At 66.2% G+C, this 20,313-nt stretch carries 16 protein-coding genes, 3 tRNA genes and 1 pseudogene; 6 read left to right on the top strand and 14 right to left on the bottom strand.

Annotation, left to right across the window (positions count from 1 at the left end):
* Positions 1-255 precede the first annotated feature (255 nt).
* The 4 genes from ACFV2O_RS02610 to ACFV2O_RS02595 all read right to left on the bottom strand — a co-directional run bounded on the left by ACFV2O_RS02610 (position 256) and on the right by ACFV2O_RS02595 (position 2,351).
* Positions 256-1,047, bottom strand: a complete 792-nt coding sequence (locus ACFV2O_RS02610; protein ID WP_379249652.1) for a hypothetical protein — start codon at positions 1,045-1,047, stop codon at positions 256-258.
* Positions 1,047-1,892, bottom strand: a complete 846-nt coding sequence (locus ACFV2O_RS02605) for a ParA family protein (RefSeq protein ID WP_355073412.1) — start codon at positions 1,890-1,892, stop codon at positions 1,047-1,049. The genes ACFV2O_RS02610 and ACFV2O_RS02605 overlap by 1 nt, the downstream gene beginning before the upstream one ends.
* A 198-nt stretch (positions 1,893-2,090) precedes the next feature.
* Positions 2,091-2,163, bottom strand: a tRNA-Ala gene (locus ACFV2O_RS02600).
* An 8-nt stretch (positions 2,164-2,171) separates the two neighbouring features.
* Positions 2,172-2,351 carry a hypothetical protein gene (locus ACFV2O_RS02595; RefSeq protein ID WP_379250154.1) on the bottom strand — a complete coding sequence of 60 codons (180 nt, stop codon included), beginning with the start codon at positions 2,349-2,351 and terminating at the stop codon, positions 2,172-2,174.
* Between the two features lie 20 nt (positions 2,352-2,371).
* Here ACFV2O_RS02595 and ACFV2O_RS02590 point away from each other — a divergent pair.
* Positions 2,372-2,689, top strand: a pseudogene (locus tag ACFV2O_RS02590) (TetR/AcrR family transcriptional regulator); the annotation flags it as partial.
* 144 nt (positions 2,690-2,833) lie between these two features.
* Positions 2,834-2,906: transfer RNA gene (locus ACFV2O_RS02585), tRNA-Ala, on the top strand.
* A gap of 64 nt (positions 2,907-2,970) precedes the next feature.
* Here ACFV2O_RS02585 and ACFV2O_RS02580 read toward each other — a convergent pair.
* Complete coding sequence (locus ACFV2O_RS02580) at positions 2,971-3,231, bottom strand: LppP/LprE family lipoprotein (RefSeq protein ID WP_355073414.1); 261 nt, start codon at positions 3,229-3,231, stop codon at positions 2,971-2,973.
* 897 nt (positions 3,232-4,128) lie between these two features.
* On the opposite strand from ACFV2O_RS02580, the gene ACFV2O_RS02575 reads away from it, so the two are divergent.
* The gene (locus tag ACFV2O_RS02575) at positions 4,129-4,344 is read left to right on the top strand and encodes a hypothetical protein (RefSeq protein WP_355073416.1); all 216 of its coding nucleotides are present in this window, start codon (positions 4,129-4,131) and stop codon (positions 4,342-4,344) included.
* A 409-nt stretch (positions 4,345-4,753) separates the two neighbouring features.
* On the opposite strand, the gene ACFV2O_RS02570 is transcribed toward ACFV2O_RS02575, so the two are convergent.
* From ACFV2O_RS02570 to dnaA, 9 genes are all read right to left on the bottom strand, one after another.
* Positions 4,754-4,827 (bottom strand) — tRNA-Ile (locus ACFV2O_RS02570).
* A gap of 221 nt (positions 4,828-5,048) precedes the next feature.
* A complete protein-coding gene (locus ACFV2O_RS02565; protein ID WP_379249649.1) occupies positions 5,049-6,230 on the bottom strand; it encodes a DUF3566 domain-containing protein in 1,182 nt (393 codons plus the stop codon).
* A 39-nt stretch (positions 6,231-6,269) separates the two neighbouring features.
* Positions 6,270-8,786: a DNA gyrase subunit A gene (gene gyrA, locus ACFV2O_RS02560; RefSeq protein ID WP_379249647.1), complete on the bottom strand. Its 2,517-nt coding sequence runs from the start codon at positions 8,784-8,786 to the stop codon at positions 6,270-6,272.
* Positions 8,787-8,856: 70 nt separating this feature from the next.
* A complete protein-coding gene (gyrB, locus tag ACFV2O_RS02555) occupies positions 8,857-10,902 on the bottom strand; it encodes a DNA topoisomerase (ATP-hydrolyzing) subunit B (RefSeq protein ID WP_379249645.1) in 2,046 nt (681 codons plus the stop codon).
* 312 nt (positions 10,903-11,214) lie between these two features.
* Entirely contained in the window at positions 11,215-12,126 is a 912-nt protein-coding gene (locus ACFV2O_RS02550) for an alpha/beta fold hydrolase (RefSeq protein WP_379249643.1), read from the bottom strand.
* A gap of 124 nt (positions 12,127-12,250) precedes the next feature.
* The gene (locus tag ACFV2O_RS02545) at positions 12,251-12,820 is read right to left on the bottom strand and encodes a DUF721 family protein (protein WP_379249641.1); all 570 of its coding nucleotides are present in this window, start codon (positions 12,818-12,820) and stop codon (positions 12,251-12,253) included.
* Positions 12,821-13,171: 351 nt separating this feature from the next.
* The gene (gene recF, locus ACFV2O_RS02540; protein WP_379249639.1) at positions 13,172-14,452 is read right to left on the bottom strand and encodes a DNA replication/repair protein RecF; all 1,281 of its coding nucleotides are present in this window, start codon (positions 14,450-14,452) and stop codon (positions 13,172-13,174) included.
* 243 nt (positions 14,453-14,695) lie between these two features.
* The gene (gene dnaN / locus ACFV2O_RS02535; protein WP_355073428.1) at positions 14,696-15,871 is read right to left on the bottom strand and encodes a DNA polymerase III subunit beta; all 1,176 of its coding nucleotides are present in this window, start codon (positions 15,869-15,871) and stop codon (positions 14,696-14,698) included.
* An 886-nt stretch (positions 15,872-16,757) separates the two neighbouring features.
* On the bottom strand, positions 16,758-18,686 hold the full coding sequence (dnaA, locus tag ACFV2O_RS02530; protein WP_379249636.1) for a chromosomal replication initiator protein DnaA: 1,929 nt from the start codon (positions 18,684-18,686) through the stop codon (positions 16,758-16,760).
* A gap of 634 nt (positions 18,687-19,320) precedes the next feature.
* Here dnaA and rpmH point away from each other — a divergent pair.
* Genes rpmH through yidD form a run of 3 tightly spaced genes read left to right on the top strand, consistent with a single transcriptional unit; the run spans position 19,321 to position 20,312 of the window.
* A complete protein-coding gene (gene rpmH / locus ACFV2O_RS02525; RefSeq protein WP_006550910.1) occupies positions 19,321-19,464 on the top strand; it encodes a 50S ribosomal protein L34 in 144 nt (47 codons plus the stop codon).
* 21 nt (positions 19,465-19,485) lie between these two features.
* Positions 19,486-19,917, top strand: a complete 432-nt coding sequence (gene rnpA, locus ACFV2O_RS02520) for a ribonuclease P protein component (RefSeq protein ID WP_379249634.1) — start codon at positions 19,486-19,488, stop codon at positions 19,915-19,917.
* Positions 19,914-20,312: a membrane protein insertion efficiency factor YidD gene (gene yidD, locus ACFV2O_RS02515; RefSeq protein WP_379249632.1), complete on the top strand. Its 399-nt coding sequence runs from the start codon at positions 19,914-19,916 to the stop codon at positions 20,310-20,312. The genes rnpA and yidD overlap by 4 nt, the downstream gene beginning before the upstream one ends.
* Position 20,313: the final 1 nt, after the last annotated feature.

The following is a 20,313-nucleotide window of genomic DNA, read 5'->3' as shown; positions in this document are numbered from 1 at the left end:
ACGGACTTCACCAAAGACCTCGAATTGATTCGAAAACCATCACGGTGCTTCGTCAGTCCAGCGGATCCGATCCGAGTATTCACCTTTCGGCATAGTTTGCATCACGTAAAGCACAACACACCTTTATTTCCATAACGAAATAATAACTCGTTCCGGCACTCGCAACGATAATTCCGCGTCTCGCAATTCGTTCCCCTATACGCAATGACCCCGCAGGGAAAACGTTCCGCTGCGGGGCCGTCGCCGACTGCGATTTCACGCGGTGATCTGTTCCTCGATCTGCTCGGCGATCGTACGGAGCTTGGCCGCGAATTCGCGCGCCGCGCGTGGGTCGTCGCTGGACCCTTTGACCACGCGCTTCGTCAGCGCCGCGAGCCGGGATTCCATGGCGGTGAAGATGTCGGCGGAGCGATCGGCCGGGTCGCCCGGCAGTTCGCCGCGCAGCCACGCTTGGAGACGCTCGACCACCACTTCTTCGTCATAGCGTTCGGGCAGCAGGGCCACCGCCTGCCGGAGCTTTCCCGCGGTGACCTTCACGTCGGCACCCGCCGCCACGGTGGTGTAGATGGTGACCGCCGCGTCTTCCCCGTATTCGGCCGCCACCGGCAGCAGTTCGCGGACCTGGCCCTCGTTGATCGCGGGCGCGACCGGCTGCAGCCGCGCGGCGAGCGGCCAAGCGCGAATCAGCTTGTGCGCGTATGACCGCTGCATATCCCACCGCTGTTCCACGTAGTCGTCGAACGTCTCGTGACTGTCGCGGTAGAGCCTGCCGTCCCGCACGATCTGCAGCGCACGCCCGGCGGCCCAGAATGCGATCCGCAGCGTGTCGATCGACGACTCGCACGCCGTCAACTGCGCCCGTTCTCGGTCGCTCAGGGGTCCGTCACCCGCGTCCGGCACCGGCATGGTCAAGACATTCGGGCTCACGGCCGGCTTCGACCGCCGCCATTCGGCGTCGCGCAGCGGGGACACCGGTGGCGTGTGCTCGGCCCCGTCGGATAGCGGATTCGCCCCGCCGATCGAACCCTTCCTGCGTTGTGGAGGCATCAGGCAGGCACCTCCAGCAGGGCGCGATACGCGCTCAGCAGCTCGTCGCCCACCTTGCGGTACTCGCCCAAATCCTCGATCGGATTCTCGGCGCCCTCCCCCACCTCCCCGTCGGCCGCCTCCCGATACCATTTCCAGGCGCTCAAATAGGAATCGAATACATCGTAGCCCGCGCTTTCCAAATGGCCCCGCTGCGCACGGTATTCGGTCGAGACATTGACGCCTTTCTTCATGATCACCGGGACTTTGGTCATCAGCACCCGCACCCGGATTTCCCGGTCGGTGTCGGCCGCCGCCTCCTCGGCGGCTTTGAACGTACTCGGCACGCGTTTGACTTCCGACGGGCTCACACTCGTCAACAGCAACAGCTCGTCGCTCTCCGGAACAGCGGCCTTGAAGATATCGGCCGACTCACCCCCGGCGTCCACGATGATGACGTCGAAATCGGCGGCATTGTCGGTGATGCAGTCGCCGACATGCCGCGACGGGAACGCGACCAGATGGAACGGCACTTCGATGCCCCCCTTGACCAGCCGCCGGTACCAGGAGTAGCCGGTCTGGCTGAGCGGGTCGGCGTCGATCACCAGCACCCGCAGTTCGTGAACAGAAGCGAAGTAGCTCGCCAAGAAGAACGCTGATGTCGTTTTGCCGACACCGCCCTTGAGATTCCCCAGCGTGATGACCAGAGGTTCGGGCAATTCGAGTGGCGCAACAGAATTCGTCATTGACGTTCCTCCGAGGGTGAGGAGTGTATTACTGTGCCGGGCCAGTCTGGCACAGTATCGACGAATATCGTCTGATTGCGGCGCCTTGTCGCGGCTGTGCCGCTGCCGCTCTGTGTCCAATTGGACACAAAGGTTCCGGCTATCCGGCCGGAAATTTCACCACCCCGCCGGGACGGCGAGCCCGTGTTCCCGCTGCTGTCGACTCGAAATTCGTCGGGGGGACACCCGTTATCCGTATCGGCCTCGAAGCTCGGGTGCGCACACCAACGCACCAGCCGGTAGGCCGCCGCACCGGAACGAAGCGTTTCAGGTAATCAGTGGAGCCTAGGGGAATCGAACCCCTAACCCCTGCCTTGCAAAGGCAGTGCTCTGCCAATTGAGCTAAGGCCCCTCCCGGGATCAGCGGGTGGTCACCTCGTGCCACATGTCCGCGTCGCTGCGCTGGCGCAGCTTGGAGATGCCGAAGAGAACCAGGACCACGACACCGGCGGTGAGAAGAAGTTTCATGGTTTCCACCCTACTGCGGTGCCCGAAGCCCGCCCAGAAGGACTCGAGCCGGATCTCTGATGGATTCGTCAAGACTGAACAATGAGTTATCATCATCGAGGCTGCACCGGAGAATCCCGACTCTGAGCAAGGTGTTGCTCAACAACGGCCTGACGCTCACCGCCTCGGAGAAGAGACTCGCACCGCGCGCTCGCCCCGACATCGAGGCCGCCGCTCGCGTCGGCCGTTTCCGCACACCGGACGCCGAACTGGCCATGACGATCGTGGCCGGAGCCGCTCTGTGTCTCGGCCGCTTATTGCACGATCACCCCGACCGTGACGACGCGGCCGCCACCGATCAGGTCACCGAAGACCTGCTTCGGATGTTCGGCGTTCCGGCCGACGAGGCGGACGAGATCTGCTCGCACCCCCGCCTTCCCTCGCCACGGTGCTCAAGCCCGCCGACGCCGCCTGACCCGGGCGTGCGGCCGACGGCGCTCGGCTTGACGCGACAACCTGCCGTTTTGACCATCTCAGCGGCGAGAAGGTAACGTTTTGCAGGCGTATGTACGCGCGGGGCCTTAGCTCAATTGGCAGAGCACTGCCTTTGCAAGGCAGGGGTTAGGGGTTCGATTCCCCTAGGCTCCACTCGTCGAAGGCTCATGCTCACGGAGCGTGAGCCTTTTTCGTGTGTGGTTCCGGTGTGGACCGTTCAGTTCTCCGGCGGGAACTGCCCGTTCGCCTGCACGGTGGTGCCGTTCAGGGTGAATGTCACGACGCTCGGTCCTCCTTGCGGGCAGCACAGCGCGTCGTCCTTCAACGGCCAGCGGTACTGCACGGACACGGTGTCGCGGGTCTTGCCCAGAACTGTCGTGTACCCATACGGCCGCGCGCTCGCGGTCCCGAGATACTTCCCGCCGGTGAAGAAGAGAACGTGTGTGCCGGGATGAATTCCCGGCCATTCCACAGTCATCCACGACAGCACCCCGGAACATCCTGCCGCGATGGGATCCTCGCTCGCCCCTTGGATCGTCCATGACCCGCCACCGGGCGGCGCGGCCAACGTGGCGACCGAGGACGCCGCGAGCGCCGAGTTGACGTCGAAGCACAGGCCGTGGCCGCTACCTTCCGGCGCCGACTGCGTAGCGGGAGACGAGGTCGCCGCAACGGATGGTTCCGGGACCGCGGTGGCCCCGGGAGCCGGTTGTTGCGCCGTCGCCGGCTGTGGCGCCCCTCCCGCTTGCGGTACCCCTCCTGGTTGTGGCGCCGCTCCCGGTTGTTCGCCGATCGCTGTTGTCCGCGTCGCCGCCGGACCCGCCGATGACGCGGTGGTCGTACTTCCCGCCGACGTCGCGGACCCGGCCGATGTGCTCGAATCGGTCCCGCACGCGGCGGTTGCGACCACAACGGTGGCCGCGATCGACAGCACAGCCGATAGTCTGACGTTCATTGCGCACCCCTCGAAATTGCTGACCGAGCCTCGGTTTCGATATTCGTTCGTGCCCGCGATCACCGGCGCGCCGAAGCGACGCATTGCGGCATCGCAGCGCTACGAATGTTCTTGTCCCTCAACTATTGTCAGAGATGTCGCACCGACCGCCCTTGGTGTTACAAGGGTGCGTCCCAGCGGGAGTCTCCGGTCTGAACAGCAAGTGCCGATACGCGGAGACATCTCGGGCACGCGCGAGCCCGCCAGGAAGTCGTTAGGCCCAGAACACCGTCCCGCAGGTGGTCAGTCTGGGCCGGGGGCAGTGTCCGGGGGCGAACGGTCGTTGGATAACACCGCTGTAACGGCGGAAGTGGAGCCGCCGATGGACTTGGCGGTACGCCTCGGCGGACCGAAAACCCAAGAGAGAAAGGAAGATTCGACATGACTCGAATCACTCGGCTCACCATCGGCGCGCTTTTGACCGTGGCTGTGCTGGCACCTGCCGCAACCGCGCAGGCGGAGACTTCGCAGCCCACTCCGTCTGTGTCCTCGATCGCCGCCGGCGACAGCGGCTCGGCGAGCGGTTCGTCGTCGGGAATCCTTTGCACCATCATCAAGCTGATGCTCATGAACCAGGGCCCCCAGTTCTGCCAGTAGAACCCCGAGAGCGCGGCCGGGATTTCGACGACCGACCGGCGTGTGCGCAGGGCACCGGCGATTGCCGGACGACGGTGCCCCCGGCGGTCGGCGCCGGCACGGCCGAACCCCTTCCGCCCGAGGCCTTCACCCCGGCACCGACCGACTCCGTCGCTGGCGGGCTTTGTGACGCACACCCCGCCCTCCCCTTGTGGTGTTTCATCAGCCAATCGGCGTAGGAGTCCTTGACGCATCAGCGCCGAGTAGACGGTGCGGTACTCGGCCCCTGGAGCGCGGGGTGAAGCAGCGGACGCGCCGGGTCTACAGGGAATGCGGCGAAGTCCGCTGAACGGCGGACGGCCGGTTGATGACGCAACGGTAGATCGGCTCGAGAAGACCGGAATGGCGCCTGATCTGGCACTGAGGGAGGTGGGCCTAGGAGGACTTGAACCTCCGACCTCTTCGTTATCAGCGAAGCGCTCTAACCGCCTGAGCTATAGGCCCGTAGTTTGTGTTGTTTGCATGAACAACGACGTGTAGAGACTACACAACACCTATCCACTGAACCAAAACGGCTGGTAGAAGCCTTAGCGCGGCGCACTTACGGCGGCAGCGACAGCCGCTGTCAGCGCCGCCGGTATGACAGTCCGTCAAGTGACAGTATCCACGAAAACGGCCGGCACTCTGCCCATTGGGCGAGTACCGGCCGTCTGGACGTTCCGGGACTAGTCGGGGTCGGCCAGGGTGACCTGGATGCCGCCGACGAGGTCGCAGCACTGGTTGTAGATGAAGGTGCCGACGGTGCCGAGCGCGGTGAACAGCACGACGTTGATCAAGCCGATCACGCCCGCGTACCCGAACACGGTGCCCGCGTCGATCAGTCCCACCGAACCGCTGTCCTGGGACACCATGTCGGTGAACGTGTTGTTCAGCCGCTCCCACACGCCCATGCCCTCGAGCACGATGTACAGCAGGCCGACCGCCAGCATCCACACGAAGAACATCGCCACACTGATGACCAGCGAGATCTTCAGCGTCGACCAAGGGTCGATGCGACGGATCTGCACGGTGGCCCGCAGCGGCTCGCCGGAGGCGACCGCCGCGACCGCGACCGGAACCGCGGGCGAAACCGGCCCGGGCTGCTGGCCCGCGGCTTCGGGCTGCGGCAGCGGATGCCGGATCTCGGACAGGTCCGGCATGTCCTTGATCAGTTCCGGCCGCGCGATGCTGCGGGTGGGGCCGTCGATGCCGACGGATTTCACCATCGCCGCTTCCTTGCGCGCCGCCTTGGCGGCCAAGTCGGCGGTGGTACGCGCGTTGGACGTGCCGCCGAGGCCGCCGCCCGCGCCGCCCGAGGTCGGGCGGCCGGTGACCGGGGCCTGCCCCGGGCGGTACAGGTTGGACTGCGGCTCCCGCTGCGGCAGCTGCGCCCACCCGTCCTGATACGGCGACTGCTGTCCGCCATTGGTGGCGCCCACCGGCTGCTTGTCCTCGCTCTCGGGCGCGGACTGCGGGGCCTGATTGGGGATCCGGGTCGTCTTCTGGTCGAAGCGATCCTGGCCGTCGCCTCCGGGCGTCTGGTCGGGCGCGCCCTGCTGCTGCGCGACCTGCGGATCGCGGATCTCGCGCGGCTGGTTGCCGCCGGGCTGGTTGCCCGGCTGGCCACCCGGATGACCGCCGGACTGCGGCCCGTTCGACTGGCCCTGCGGACCACCCGGCTGCGGCCCACCGGGATGGCCGCCACCAGGGTGACCGCCCGACTGGCCGCCGCTCTGCTGGCCTTGACCGTTCTCGGCCGAGGCGACCGGCCGTGGGATCGGCCGCGGCGGAATCGGTGACGGTGCGATCCGCTCGGTCACACCGTTCGTCTGGTGCCGCTCGTCATTCGGCTGATTCGGAGTGGTCAATGGGAATCCTTAGATCCGTTCGTTGCCGCCGCTGTTGGGTTACTTCTCGGAGGAGCCGGTGTCGCCGCCACCGGAGACCTGATCGGGATCGGGCTCATCGGCATTGCGCGCGATCGCAAGCAAGGTATCGCCCTCGGCGAGGTTCATCAATCGCACGCCCTTGGTCTGTCGTCCAGCCTTACGAACCTGCTTAGCCGCCGTCCGGATGACGCCGCCCCCGGAGGTGATCGCGTACAACTCATCTTCGTCGTCGACGATGAGCGCCCCGACCAGGGTGCCACGTTTCGCGTCGAACTGGATGGTCAATACGCCTTTACCACCGCGTCCCTGCGCGGTGTACTCCTCGATCGCGGTCCGCTTCGCGTAACCGCCGGACGTGGCGACCAGCAGATATGTGCCGGCGCGGACCACGTTGAGCGACAACAGCTCATCGCTGTCGTTGAACCGCATGCCCTGCACGCCGGAGGTGGCGCGCCCCATCGGACGCAACGCCTCGTCGGTGGCGGAGAACCGGATCGACTGGCCGAGCGCGGAGACCAGGAGCAGATCGTCGTCGGCCGAGCAGAGCACGGCGCCGACCAATTCGTCCTCGTCGCGCAGATTCACCGCGACGATGCCGCCGCTGCGGTTGGAATCGAAGTCGGTCAGCTTCGACTTCTTCACCAGGCCGTTCTTGGTGGCGAGCACCAGGTACGGCGCGTCGTCGTAGGACTTGATCTGGATGATCTGGGCGATCTTCTCGTCCGGCTGAAAGGCCAGCAAGTTGGCCACGTGCTGGCCGCGCGCGGTGCGGTTGGCCTCGGGCAGTTCGTAGGCCTTGGCGCGGTAGACCCGGCCCTTGTTCGTGAAGAACAGCAGCCAGTCGTGCGTCGAGGTGATGAAGAAGTGCTTGACGATGTCGTCCTGCTTGAGGCCCGCGCCCTGCACGCCCTTGCCGCCGCGCTTCTGGCTGCGGTAGAGATCCGTCTTGGTGCGCTTGGCATAACCGGTCTCGGTAATCGTGACGACCACGTCTTCGCGGGCGATCAGATCCTCGTCGGCCACGTCACCGTCCGCCGAGACGATCTGGGTGCGCCGATCGTCGCCGTACTTCTCCACGATCTCGGCCAGCTCGTCGCGCACGATCGCGCGCTGCCGCTCCGGCTTGTCGAGAATGTCCTTGTAATCGGCGATCTCGGCTTCGATCTTGGCCAGATCGTCGACGATCTTCTGCCGCTCCAGCGCCGAGAGCCGCCGCAGCTGCATGTCCAGGATCGCGGTCGCCTGGATTTCGTCGATGTCGAGCAGCTGCATCAGGCCGGTGCGCGCGGTGTCGGTGTTGGCCGAGCGGCGGATCAGCGCGATGACCTCGTCGAGCGCATCGAGCGCCTTGACCAGGCCGCGCAGGATGTGCGCCCGCTCCTCCGCCTTGCGCAGCAAGTACCTGGTGCGCCGGACGATGACGTCCAACTGGTGGTTGACGTAGAACCGGATCATCTGGTCCAGGCGCAGCGTGCGCGGCACGCCGTCGACGATGGACAGCATGTTGGCGCCGAAGCTGGTCTGCAACTGGGTGTGCTTGTACAGGTTGTTCAGCACGACCTTGGCGACGGCGTCACGCTTGACCGTCACCACGATGCGCAGGCCGACGCGGTCGGAGGACTCGTCGTGGATGTCGGCGATCCCGGCGATCCTGCCGTCCTTGACCTGCTCGGCGATCGCGTTGATGAAGTTGTCGGTGTTGACCTGATAGGGCAGCTCGGTGATGACGATCGTGGTGCGGCCGCGATTGTCCTCCTCGATCTCCACGACACCGCGCATCTTGATCGAACCGCGGCCGGTGGTGTACGCGTCGTGGATGCCCTGGGTGCCGACGATCAGGCCCGCGGTCGGGAAGTCCGGGCCCTTGATCCGCTCCATGCACGCGGCGAGGGTGGCCTCCTCGTCGGCGTCGTGGTTGTCCAGCGCCCAGTAGATGGCGGCGGCGAGCTCGGTCAGGTTGTGCGGCGGGATGTTGGTCGCCATGCCGACCGCGATGCCGTTGCTGCCGTTCATCAGCATGTTCGGCACGCGGCTCGGCAGGACCACCGGTTCCTGCGTCTTGCCGTCGTAGTTGGGGATGAAATCGACCGTCTCGTGGTCGATCTCGCGCAGCATCTCCATCGCCAGCGGCGTGAGGCGGCACTCGGTGTAACGCATGGCCGCCGCGCCGTCATTACCGCGGCTGCCGAAATTGCCCTGGCCGTCCACCAGCGGGTAGCGCATCGCCCACGGCTGCGCCATACGCACCAAGGTGTCGTAGATCGCCGAGTCGCCGTGCGGGTGGTAGTTACCCATCGTGTCCGACACCGGGCGCGCGGACTTCACGTATCCGCGATCGGGCCGGTACCCGTTGTCGTACATGGCGTAGAGAATGCGGCGATGCACCGGCTTGAGGCCGTCGCGCACCTCGGGTAGCGCGCGGCCGACGATCACGCTCATCGCGTAATCGATGTAGCTGTTCTGCATCTCCAGCTGGATATCGACCGGTTCGACGCGGTCGCCCGCACCGTCCGGCGGCAGGGTGATGTCGGTCATGAAGTCTCCTTAACGGGCTGACGTGCGAAAACTGCCGGGCGCCACCGCCATCGGCGGCGCCTCGGGCAGGTCACACGTCGAGGAAGCGGACGTCCTTGGCGTTACGGGTGATGAAGCTGCGGCGGGCCTCCACGTCCTCGCCCATCAGCACGCTGAACAACTCGTCGGCCGCGGCCGCGTCGTCCAACGTCACTTGACGAAGCACCCGGACACTGGGATCCATGGTGGTCTCCCAGAGTTCCTTCGGATTCATCTCGCCCAGACCCTTGTAGCGCTGGATGCCGTCGTCCTTGTTGATCTTCTTGCCCGCGGCGAGACCGCGTTCCAGCAGGCCGTCGCGTTCCCGGTCGGAGTAGGCGAACTCCGGCTCGCTGCGCTGCCACTTCAGCTTGTACAACGGCGGCTGCGCCAGGTAGACGTGCCCGTGCTCGACCAGCGGGCGCATGAAGCGGAAGAGCAGGGTCAGCAGCAGCGTGGAGATGTGCTGGCCGTCGACGTCGGCGTCGGCCATCAGCACGATCTTGTGATACCGCAGCTTGCTGATGTCGAACTCGTCGTGGATGCCGGTGCCGAACGCGGTGATGATCGACTGGACCTCGTTGTTCTTGAGCACCTTGTCGATGCGCGCCTTCTCGACGTTGATGATCTTGCCGCGCAGCGGCAGGATCGCCTGGTACATCGAGTCGCGCCCGGACTTGGCCGAGCCGCCGGCGGAGTCGCCCTCCACGATGTAGATCTCGGACTTGCTCGGGTCCTTCGACCGGCAGTCGGCCAGCTTGCCGGGCAGTCCGCCCAGGTCGGTGGCGGACTTGCGCCGCACCAGCTCGCGGGCCTTGCGCGCGGCGACGCGGGCCTGCGCCGAGGACACCGCCTTGTTGACGATGGTCTTCGCGTCGGCCGGGTTGGCCTCGAACCAGTGGGTGAGGTGCTCGTTGCAGGTGCGCTGCACGAACGACTTCACCTCGGTGTTGCCCAGCTTGGTCTTGGTCTGGCCCTCGAACTGCGGCTCGCCGACCTTGACGCTCACGATGGCGGCCAAGCCCTCCCGGATGTCGTCACCGGTGAGGTTGCCGTCCTTCTCCTTGATGAGCTTCTTGTCCTTGGCGTACTTGTTGACCACCGTGGTCAGCGCCGCGCGGAAGCCCTCTTCGTGCGTACCGCCCTCATGGGTGTTGATGGTGTTGGCGAAGGTGTGCACCGACTCCGAGTAACCGGAGTTCCACTGCATCGCGACCTCGAGTTCGTGGCCGGTGCCCTTGCCGGTGAACCCGACGACCGAGTTGTGGATCGGCTGCTTGGTCCGGTTGATGTGGCGGACGAAGTCCTCCAGACCGCCCGGGTAGTGGTAGGTCCGGGACTTCACCTTGTGCTCGGCGGGCGCTGCGCCCTCTTCGGCGTGCTTGGGCGCCTCGGCGGTTTCGCTGACCACCTCGTCGGTGATCTCGGCGTCGCTGACCCGCTGGTCGGTGAGAACGATGGTGAGGCCCTTGTTCAGGAACGCCATCTCCTGCAACCGGCGCGCGACGGTCTCGAAGTTGAAGGTGGTGGTCTCGAAGATGTCCGGATCCGGCCAGAACCGGATGGTGGTACCGGTCCGCTTCGTCGGCTCGCCCTGGATGAGCTTGCCGGGCTTCGCGTCCTTGTATTCCTGGGTCCAGTGATAGCCACCGGTGTCGATCTCGGCCTCCAGCCGCGTCGACAGCGCGTTGACCACGGAGATGCCGACGCCGTGCAGACCACCGGACACCGCGTAGGACTCGGAGTCGAACTTGCCGCCCGCGTGCAGCTGGGTCATGACGACCTCGATGGTCGGGATACCCTGCGCGTGCATCTCCACCGGGATGCCCCGGCCGTCGTCGATCACTTCGACGCCGCCGTCGGCCAGCAGAGTGACCTCGACCTTCGTCGCGTATCCGGCCATCGCCTCGTCGACGGAGTTGTCGACGACCTCCCAGATCAGGTGGTGCAGACCGCGCTCACCGGTGGAGCCGATGTACATGCCCGGACGCTTGCGAACCGCCTCGAGTCCCTCGAGAACCGTGATGGAGGAGGCACCGTAGTCCTGCTTCCCGGTCGCTCTGGTCGAACCCGATGCGGTGGAGTCTTTGGCAGCCACTGGTCGGTAGCTCTCCTTACTTGCTGATCCCGGCATAGAGCGATCGGACAGCACACGCGGGGCCCTGGTGACGCCTGCTGGAGAATTAGGGTCCACGCGCGGACTGTGCGGAACGCGCCGAAGGTATCGCCGCTAGTTACGTCACCATCCTACTGGTACAGCCAACTTACAACCCACCTCCGACACCCCTCACGGCGGCGTGGATGCGAGAAATCGGAATTCGGCGACTCGGTTCCGCCTCCCGCCGGTTTCGATCCAGCAGAAGTGGGCTGAGAGTTGTGTTGGCAGGTCGCCCTTTCGAGCCCCCCCGGATCAGCGAGCGGCGTCGACCCGAGCGATGAACGCGGCGGTGTGGCGCGCCAGCTCCGCTGGATGTGAGATCGGCGACCAGTGCCGCGCCGGGATCTCGACCCGGCTCAGACGTGGCACCCACCGGTCCGCCTCGGCGTTCACCACGGGCCGCACGGCGCGGTCGCCGGTGGCGACGATCAACCGGACGGGCACCTCGATCGGACGCGGCCGGGGATGACGCAGGTGGGTCCGGATGTTCGCTCGATAGAGCTTCAGGTTGTTGACCATATCTGTGCGCAGCGTCGGCGCCGTCTCGACCAGCGCGGGGTCCAGGCCGTCGAAGAACGCGAGGAATCGCGGCCAGCGGCTGGACAACACGCGCAGTGCCGGATCCGGCAGCTTGGGGATCTGGAAGGCGACGGTGTAGGCCGAGGCCACGGCTTGGGTCAGCGCGCCGCGCAGCCGCGCCGAGGTGAGCGGTCCACGCAGATAGGCGCCGAGGAAATCCAGATTCGGACCGGACACCGAAGTGAAGGACGCGATGACGGATGCGGCGTCCGTAGCGGCCACCAACTCCCACCCGATCACCGATCCCCAGTCGTGCCCGAGGACGTGCACCCGTTCACCGGGCGCGACCGCGGCGATGACCGCGCGGACATCCGCCGCGAGCTCTTCGATCCGGTAGGCCTCGACCGCTTCCGGCGCCGAACTGCTCCCCGCGCCCCGGTTGTCGAAGGCGATCACGCGATGACGGCCGCCGAGCAGGCCCGCCACCCGGCTCCACAGCAGATGAGTATCGGGCCAACCATGGATCAGCAGTACCGGAACGCCCTCGGGATTGCCGCACTCGTAGACCGCGAGCTCGACGTCGCCTCGGTGAACCGTCCGGGTCGCAGTCGCGGGGAACGGGCCGACCGAGGTGGTGATCGTCATCGAGATTCCTTCTGCGCGGACGCTCGATCCGACGCCGTGGGCTTCCGATGGGTCGAACCGGGGCGTTCCACGTGAAACGCCTCGAATAAACGTAACACTCGGTATCAGATACTGGCCACCGTGGTCATCCGTAGGTGTCGCGCGGTCCGCGACCTTTGATATGACGCTCGCCCTTGCGCCAGCTCGGCGCAGCGGGCCCCGAGATCTTCAGCGAGGTCACCACCCCCTGCCCGACCGCGGCATTGATCTTCGCGAGGATCTGGCTTTGCAGCATCCGCAGCTGCGTCGCCCAGGCGGTCGACTCGGCGGAGATACTCAATACGCCGTCCTTCAAGGTGACCGGTGTGGCGTGCGCGGCGATGTCCTCGCCGACCACGCCCGCCCAGCGACCGAAGACCATGCCCTCGGCGACTCGGCCCGACCAGCCGCGGCTCCTGGCGATGGAGCTGGCCAGCTTGGACAACAACTGTGGATCGCGATCGTCCGGACCCGCGCCCGACCATCCGGTTCGTCTGCGGCCACCCGTTCGCAGCCTGCGCTGAGGCGAGGAACGCCCCTGACCGACGGATTTTCCGCTCGCCCGTGCCGCCGCACGCGCTTCCTCCAGGGCACGCCGGGCCAGGTCGATTCCGCGCAGTTCGGGTTCCGGTCCGGTGGATTCGGCGGATCCGGGCTCCGGAGGCTGATCGTTCATCGCCCCTCTTTCTCCGCGTCCGATGATTTGTCCCCAGCCTCGATCGAGTTGTCCCCAGCCGTCGCACGAGGTTGCCTGCATCGAGAATCCTGCCTACTGCCTGCCGCAGGCAGCGGTTTGGACGCTCTATTCCCCGCCCAAACTGGCTTTTTCGGCAAAGTTCAATGACTTGCTCAGCTGTTGCTGGGTGAGGTTTCGGGGAAGCGGGCAAGCGTGACCGGACGAGTTTTCCACAGGTGTTGGGGAATCGGTCTCAACTGTTGAGAACTCGATCGACGATCCCGACGAGAGGTCACTGTAGTGGACCGGGGCGGTGTATGGCGATTCTGTCCACTTCGCCTGTGGATGGGGCTAGGGCGCCCGCGATTCCGTCGATCCGGTGACCGGATCACGTTCGTCCTCGGCTGCCGGAGGCGTGGCGTGGTCCTGCCGTTGTTTGCCGTCGAAACCTCCGCTGCCGGACCGATCCTCGGCGAGGAGCCGCGAAACGCGGCAGTCGGGGCCACCCGCCGTCTCGACGCGCAGCGGCACCGCGGCGAGTTCGCCGGGCACGTCCTCCGGCACGGCCGCTGTGATCAGCACTTGTTCCGCGCTCGCGGCGACGGCCGCCAGCGCGGCGCGGCGACGCCGGTCGAGCTCGGCGAACACGTCGTCGAGCAGCAGGACCGGTTCGGCGCCGGTGGCGCGCAGCAGCTCGAACGCGCCCAAGCGCAATGCCAGTGCGAACGACCAGGACTCGCCGTGACTGGCGAACCCCTTCGCGGGCGAATCGCCCAACATCAGGTCCAGGTCGTCGCGGTGCGGACCGATCAGGCAGACACCACGTTCGAGTTCCCTCGGACGCGCGGCCGCGAGTCCACGCAGCATGATCGCCGCGAGCTCCTCGGTGTCCTCCGGGCGTGGTGGCCTGGCCGGATCCAGGAACTCGGGGGGAAGCGCGGCGCTGCGATACGCGATCGACGCGGGCCGGGATTCGGGGGCGATCGACGCATAGGACTGGGCGAGATAGGGCGCGAGATCGTGCACCAAACGCAGCCGTTGGACGAGCAGGACGGACGCATGCTCGGCGAGGTGCCCGTCCCACACGTCCAGAGTGCTCAGGTCGGCCTTCGACCTGGCCTGCCGCCCAGCGGTTTTCAACAGCGCCGAGCGCTGGCGCAGCACCCGGTCGTAGTCGCTGCGGACCGCGGCCAGCCGAGGGAGGCGAGTTGTGCACAACTCGTCCATGAATCGACGGCGTTCCCCGGGATCGCCGCGGACCAGAGCGAGATCCTCCGGGGCGAACAACACCGTCTGCAGGATCCCCAGGATCTCCCGCGTCCGGCGGACCGGCGAGCGGTTGATCTGCGCGCGGTTCGCACTGCCCTGATTCAGCTCGACATCGATGCGCAGCTCGCGGCCGGCGTTGACTACTGTGGCGCCGATCCGGGCGCGCTCGGTCCCGGTCCGGATCAACGGAGCTTCCGTGGCGACGCGATGCGACCCGAGCGTGGCCAGGTAGCCGATCGCTTCCAGCAGGTTCGTCTTGCCGTTGCCGTTCGATCCCAAGAAAACGGTTCGACCTGGGGATAATTCCAGTTCGGCATGCTCCCACGAGCGGAAGTCACGCAGCGACAGAGCTCGGACGAACATCCGCTATCGCGCCCCTGCCTGCGTCGAAGCGGACATTTCCGCCGGTGGAAGCATTGCTGGCGCGGCGTGCGCATGCCACTCGGCGAGCCACACCCCTGTGGAACACCTGTGGATAAAGTGGACCCTCCGATTTGCGGAGACCGATTTCTCTGCCGTCGCTGGGGATTCTCCAGCGACGCCACCGCTCACCCGCGCTGGATCACGCGGAGCGGATCCGCCGGGAACCAGATCCTGCACAGGCGATCAGCCCGGGAGCCGGACCGGCATCAGCAGATAGATGTACGGGCTCGACAGCGCCGCGAAGGTCCCGGAGTCGAGTACCTCGGGCTCTTCCTCCGACGCGGGCAGCAGCACGGCGGGCCTGCTCGGCGTGGTGAAGCCGAAGGTGACCCGGTCGGCGTGCAGCGCGGACAGGCCGTCGATGAGATAACCGGGATTGAACGCGATGGTCAGGGATTCGCCGCGGAAATCGGCCTCCAGCCACTCCTCGGCCCGGCCGGCATCGTCGCCGCCCGCCGACAGCAGCAGGCCGTCGGCGGAGAACTCCAGCCGCACCTGCGCGCCGCGTTCGGCGACCAATGCGACGCGCTTGATGGCGTCGGTGAGCGCGGCGACGGCCAGAGTGGCGATCGAGGTGTGCTCCTTGGGGAGCAATTGGCGGAACTTGGGGAATTCCGCGTCCAGCAGGCGAGTGGTGGTCCGGCGGCCCGCGTTCACGATGCCGAGCAAGCCGTCCGACCCCGCACCGGTGCCGAGGGACAGCTGGACGGGCGCGTCGGAGGGTCCGAGCGTCTTGGCGGCCTCCGACAGCGTCCTGGCCGGAATGAGTACCGAAGTCTCGATATCGGCGCGCGCGGGCTGCCATTCGATGTGCCGGACGGCGAGGCGGAACCGGTCGGTGGCCGCGAGCACGACCTGCGATCCCTCGATCTCCACCCGGATACCGGTCAGCATGGGCAAGGTGTCGTCGCGGCCGGCGGCGACGGCGACCTGACCGACCGCCTCGGCGAAGACATCCACGCTCAGTGCACCGGTCTGCTGAGGCACCTCGGGCAGTTGGGGATAATCCTCCACCGGCATGGTCGGCAGGGAGAACTTCGCGCTGCCACAGGTGATCAGCACGCGCGTGCCGTCGACGGAGACGTCGACGGGCTTGTTGGACAGCGCCTTGGTGATGTCGGCGAGCAGACGACCGGAGACCAGCACCTGCCCGGGACCCGCGACCTCGGCCGCGACCCGTACCTGTGCGGAGACCTCGTAGTCGAAGCCGGAGACGGTCAAGCCGTCCTCGTCGGCGACCAGCAGCACACCGCCGAGTACCGGAACCGGCGGCCGGGACGGAAGACTGCGCGCCACCCAGGCGACGGACTCGGCGAAATCCTCGCGGGCGACCCGAAACTTCATGCTTGCAAGCTCCATCGCCCGATCTGTCCTCTCCCGGTTCCGTGATCTGTTGTCGGCTCGTCAGTGTCGGTGCTCGAAAGGGTCCTGCCGAATCGGCCGCCTTCGAAGTCTGGCACAGGCGACCGACATCAAACCGTACCCGCGCGAGGGACATGCACCTAGCCCGACCCTCCGGTGCCGCCGATGGCCGAGCCACGAGCGGACGCGAGCGGGGCGGCGAGGGAGATCGGGCCGGGCGTGCGGTGGGCAGGCGGACGCCGCATGGCGATCGGTCGTGGGGATGGGTGATCCCGCTCCGGGTCGGTTCCTCTTCCCTTGCCGGAAACCGGGAGCGGACGGCGAAGTGCGTCGCTCGATCGACTTTCCACACACCCTGTTTTGAAGAGAGATCTCTAATGAAAAGAACTGAAGTAGTAGTAGGCGCTGTGGATTCTGTGGACTGCGACCGAAACCGCTGTTCAGGGGGCGTGGTGCCGTGGGGATGGCCATGGAGTGTCTCGAGGATGAACACGAGGCGTCTGTGGAGGTTCCGTGGTTGTCCCAGATTCATCCTCGAGCGCTCCTCGAGTTGTTCCACCGGATTCACCCGGTTGTTCACACATGTGCACGAGATCGTGGACAGCTCGAGGAATCCTCGAGGACTCCACACGGACTCCTCGAGGAATCCACAAGGCCCGATCCGGACACTCCCCTGGTCAGCGGCTGTGCGCAACTCTGCCTGGGGAAACTGTTGAATTCGCCCTGTGAGTGAACTCGAGGGAGCGGTTGCCCCGACCTGTGCACGGATCCGTGGACAAACCGGTGGATTCCTCGAGGACTCCACAAGGATTCCTCGAGGAATCCACAACCCACAAAAAAGCACCGCCCCAGGTCAGGGGCGGTGCTCAGATGTGGATAGCGCTCAGCGGGAGCGCTGCTTGATCCGGGCTGTGAGTTCTTGCACCTGGTCGTAGACGCGGCGCCGCTCGGTCATCTCCTTGCGTACCTTCTTCTCCGCGTACATCACCGTGGTGTGGTCGCGGCCGAATGCCTGGCCGATCTTCGGCAGGGACAGGTCGGTCAGCTCGCGGCAGAGGTACATGGCGATCTGCCTGGCTTGGGCCAGCGGCCGCGCCTTACCTGGACCGGTGAGTTCTTCGAGTGTGGTGTTGAAGTACTCCGCAGTGACGGCCATGATCGTGGCCGCGTTGATCTCCAGGGCCGCGGTGTCCGGCATCAGATCGCGCAGCACCACTTCCGCCAGCGGAAGGTCCAGCGGCTGGCCGTTCAACGAGGCGAACGCGGTCACCCGGATCAGCGCGCCCTCCAGCTCGCGGATGTTGCGCTCCACCCGGCTTGCGATCAGTTCCAGCACATCGTGCGGTACGTCGAGCCGGTCCATCCGCGCCTTCTTCCGCAGGATGGCGATGCGTGTCTCCAGCTCCGGCGGCTGTACGTCGGTGATCAGTCCCCATTCGAACCGGGTCCGCAGCCGCTCTTCGAGTGTGGCCAGTTGCTTGGGCGGACGATCCGAGGAGACGACGATCTGCTTGTTGGCGTTGTGCAGGGTGTTGAAGGTGTGGAAGAACTCCTCTTGGATGCCTTCCTTGCCCTCGATGAACTGGATGTCGTCGACCAACAGGATGTCGGTCTCGCGGTAGCGGCGCTTGAACGCGACCTTGCGGTCGTCACGCAGGCTGTTGATGAAGTCGTTGGTGAACTCTTCGGTCGAGACGTACTTGACCCGCATGCCGGGGAAGAGACGCTGTGCGTAATGGCCGGCCGCGTGCAACAGATGGGTCTTGCCCAATCCCGATGCGCCCCAGACGAACAACGGGTTGTAGGCCCGAGCCGGGGCTTCGGCGATGGCGACGGCCGCGGCATGCGCGAAGCGGTTGGACGCGCCGATGACGAAGGTCTCGAAGGTGTACTTCGCGTTCAGACTTGCCGAGGACGTCGACGGAGCGGGTGCTTCCTGCGACTTGGCGAAGTAAGTGGGCCAGGAGTTGCGGACATTCACCACGGGCTCGTCGTCCTGGTCGCGGTCACCCACCGGCTCGCGCACCGGATCGTGCGCCAAGCCCGTGTCGTCGTCGGTGGTCTCGCGCAGCGGCGCGCGCAGCGGGCCGCGCACACCGCTCGGCGACGGCTCCGGATTGAACAGTGACTCTTGCCCCGGAGGGATGGCGGGCTCTCGCCGCGGCGGAAGCCCGGGTTCCCGGCGCGGCGCGGCGTCGGGCCCGGACATCATGGGCAGCTCGGCCGTCGTGGCGTACTCACCGCGCGGTGGATAGTCGGCGTGCGCGTACTCCGGCTGGCGGTACTCCTCCGGCGGGGCGAAGTCCTGCCCGTATTCGGCGCCCGGGTAGTCGGAGCCGTCGTGGTACGCGGGCGCCGCAGGAAAGTCGGTGGGCTGTGCATAACGTGGCCCCGGGTAGGCATCGCGACCGGGAAACTCCGAACCCGGGTAGGCGGCGGGAGCACGGCCCTCTCGGTTGCGCTCCGGCCTGCTCGTCATCCGCGCGTGCCGCGGCGTGTTGGTCTGCCGGTCGACGGTCGGGGTGGTCGGGGCGGCGATGCGAACGCCGAGCCCTTCCACCTGAGGCCCGAGCCGACGGCCGAGAGAACGGAGGATGGGCTCGCGCAGATCGCGTTCGATGGCCTCCTGGGCCAGCGACGAGGGCACGGAGAGCAGCGCGAACCCCTGTGCGACCGTCAGCGGCTTGACCAGCTTCAGCCAAGCCTGCTGTGCTCGGGTCACCGGAGGAATAGCGCCGTCGGGCGACCCGGTGGTCAGCTCGGTGACAACCTCGGGCCACACCGTGGCCAGCACGTTCTGCTCGTCGTCCATGCAGTTTCCTCCCCGGAGTAGGTCGATAGGAGCAGACGGCCGGGGCACGCGTGGAATGTGATGCTCGGGATGGATCCCGTGATCCTGCGTACGTCCGTAACCGGTTCGGACGCTGTCCGGGTCCCCCATCTGGACAGCGGCGTGGCACCGTCGGCCCTACGAATATGCCACTCCAGGGGTCTTTCCACACAATTATCCACAGATGTGGAGAACCCTCGGGAACTGTGAAACGCGCGTACGCGCGGGAAGGGCAACGCTACGACCTGGGGTTCTGCAGCAATCGCCTGGCTACGTACCTTAGTGGTGCGGGGTGCGCGATGGCTAGGGGTGTGGACGAACTCACGGTCATTGCCAGAATGCCTGACTCCGGCGAGCCGATTCCGCCTGGTCGCTGGGGCGAGCGAAGCGATGGGGCGAGTTTGACCCGCCCCGAGCCGATCAGTACCCTCGTACAGTCACCCCTTGGTGCGGTGGCGGTCTTGTGCTGACCGCGTTTAGGTCGTGATCGACCGACTGTGCGCCAGGACCGACGCGCGCCGATGATGACCAGACCTGCGATTCATTCGCGCAATATACGTATCACCGACAAGCTTCGGGCACTACCTGGTGCCCGCCTACTCGAGGAGTGTTGACCGTGGCCAAGGGCAAGCGGACGTTCCAGCCGAACAACCGTCGTCGGGCGCGGGTTCACGGCTTCCGCCTCCGGATGCGCACCCGTGCGGGCCGCGCCATCGTGTCGGCGCGTCGCCGTAAGGGCCGCGCCTCCCTCACTGCCTGATCCTCGCTCTCGGACGCTCGGGTGTTGCCTGAGCCGTATCGGTTGCATCATCGTGCCGACTTCTCCCGGACGGTGCGCCGCGGCCAGCGAATCGGGAGGCGTGATCTGGTCGTACATGCGCTCGCGCACGGGTATGACGGAATCGTGGGCGCGAATGGACGACACGATCAGGTCCCGGACGACGTGCTGATCCGCGTGGGCGGACCGCGCTTCGGACTGATCGTCAGCAAGGCGGTGGGCAACGCGGTGATTCGACATCGCGTCGCCCGCCGCCTGCGTCATATGTGTGCCCAGGTGGTCGATGAATTGCCCGCCGAGACCGATGTCGTCATCCGCGCGCTTCCTGGCGCCGCTACAGCGTCGTCGGACGACCTGCTGCGCCAGCTGCGCACCGCACTGCGCAAGCTCGGCGTCAGCGCTCAGGCGGGTATGTCGACGGGTGGCCTGGCATGAGCCTCTGGGCGAAGATCGCCAGACTGCCCGCGAACGTGCTGATCTTTTCGATCGAGCTGTATCGGACCTACGTCTCCCCCACCCGCATGCCGGTGTGCCGATTCACCCCGACCTGTAGTGAGTACGCGGTGACCGCATTGCGCACTCGGGGCCTGTTCGTGGGGCTCTTACTGACGGTCGTGCGCTTGGCCAAATGCGCGCCCTGGCACCCTGGTGGGTGGGACCCCGTCCCGGAGCGGAAGCGGAGTACGCATCGCGCCGAGCCGGCGGACGGGGCAGCGACCGACGCGACGTCGCAGGAAACGAGCCTGCTCACCGGACCGCGGTCGGAGCCGAAAGCTTGTAAAGGATCGCCGCACGCGGTGATCGGCGACACGAACGACGGGAGTGCATAGA

It is taken from the genome of Nocardia sp. NPDC059691, assembly GCF_042733915.1.
GTDB classification, from domain to species: domain Bacteria; phylum Actinomycetota; class Actinomycetes; order Mycobacteriales; family Mycobacteriaceae; genus Nocardia; species Nocardia sichangensis.
The sequence above is the reverse complement of the archived record's forward strand: the minus strand, read 5'-3'. Positions and strand labels throughout refer to the sequence as shown.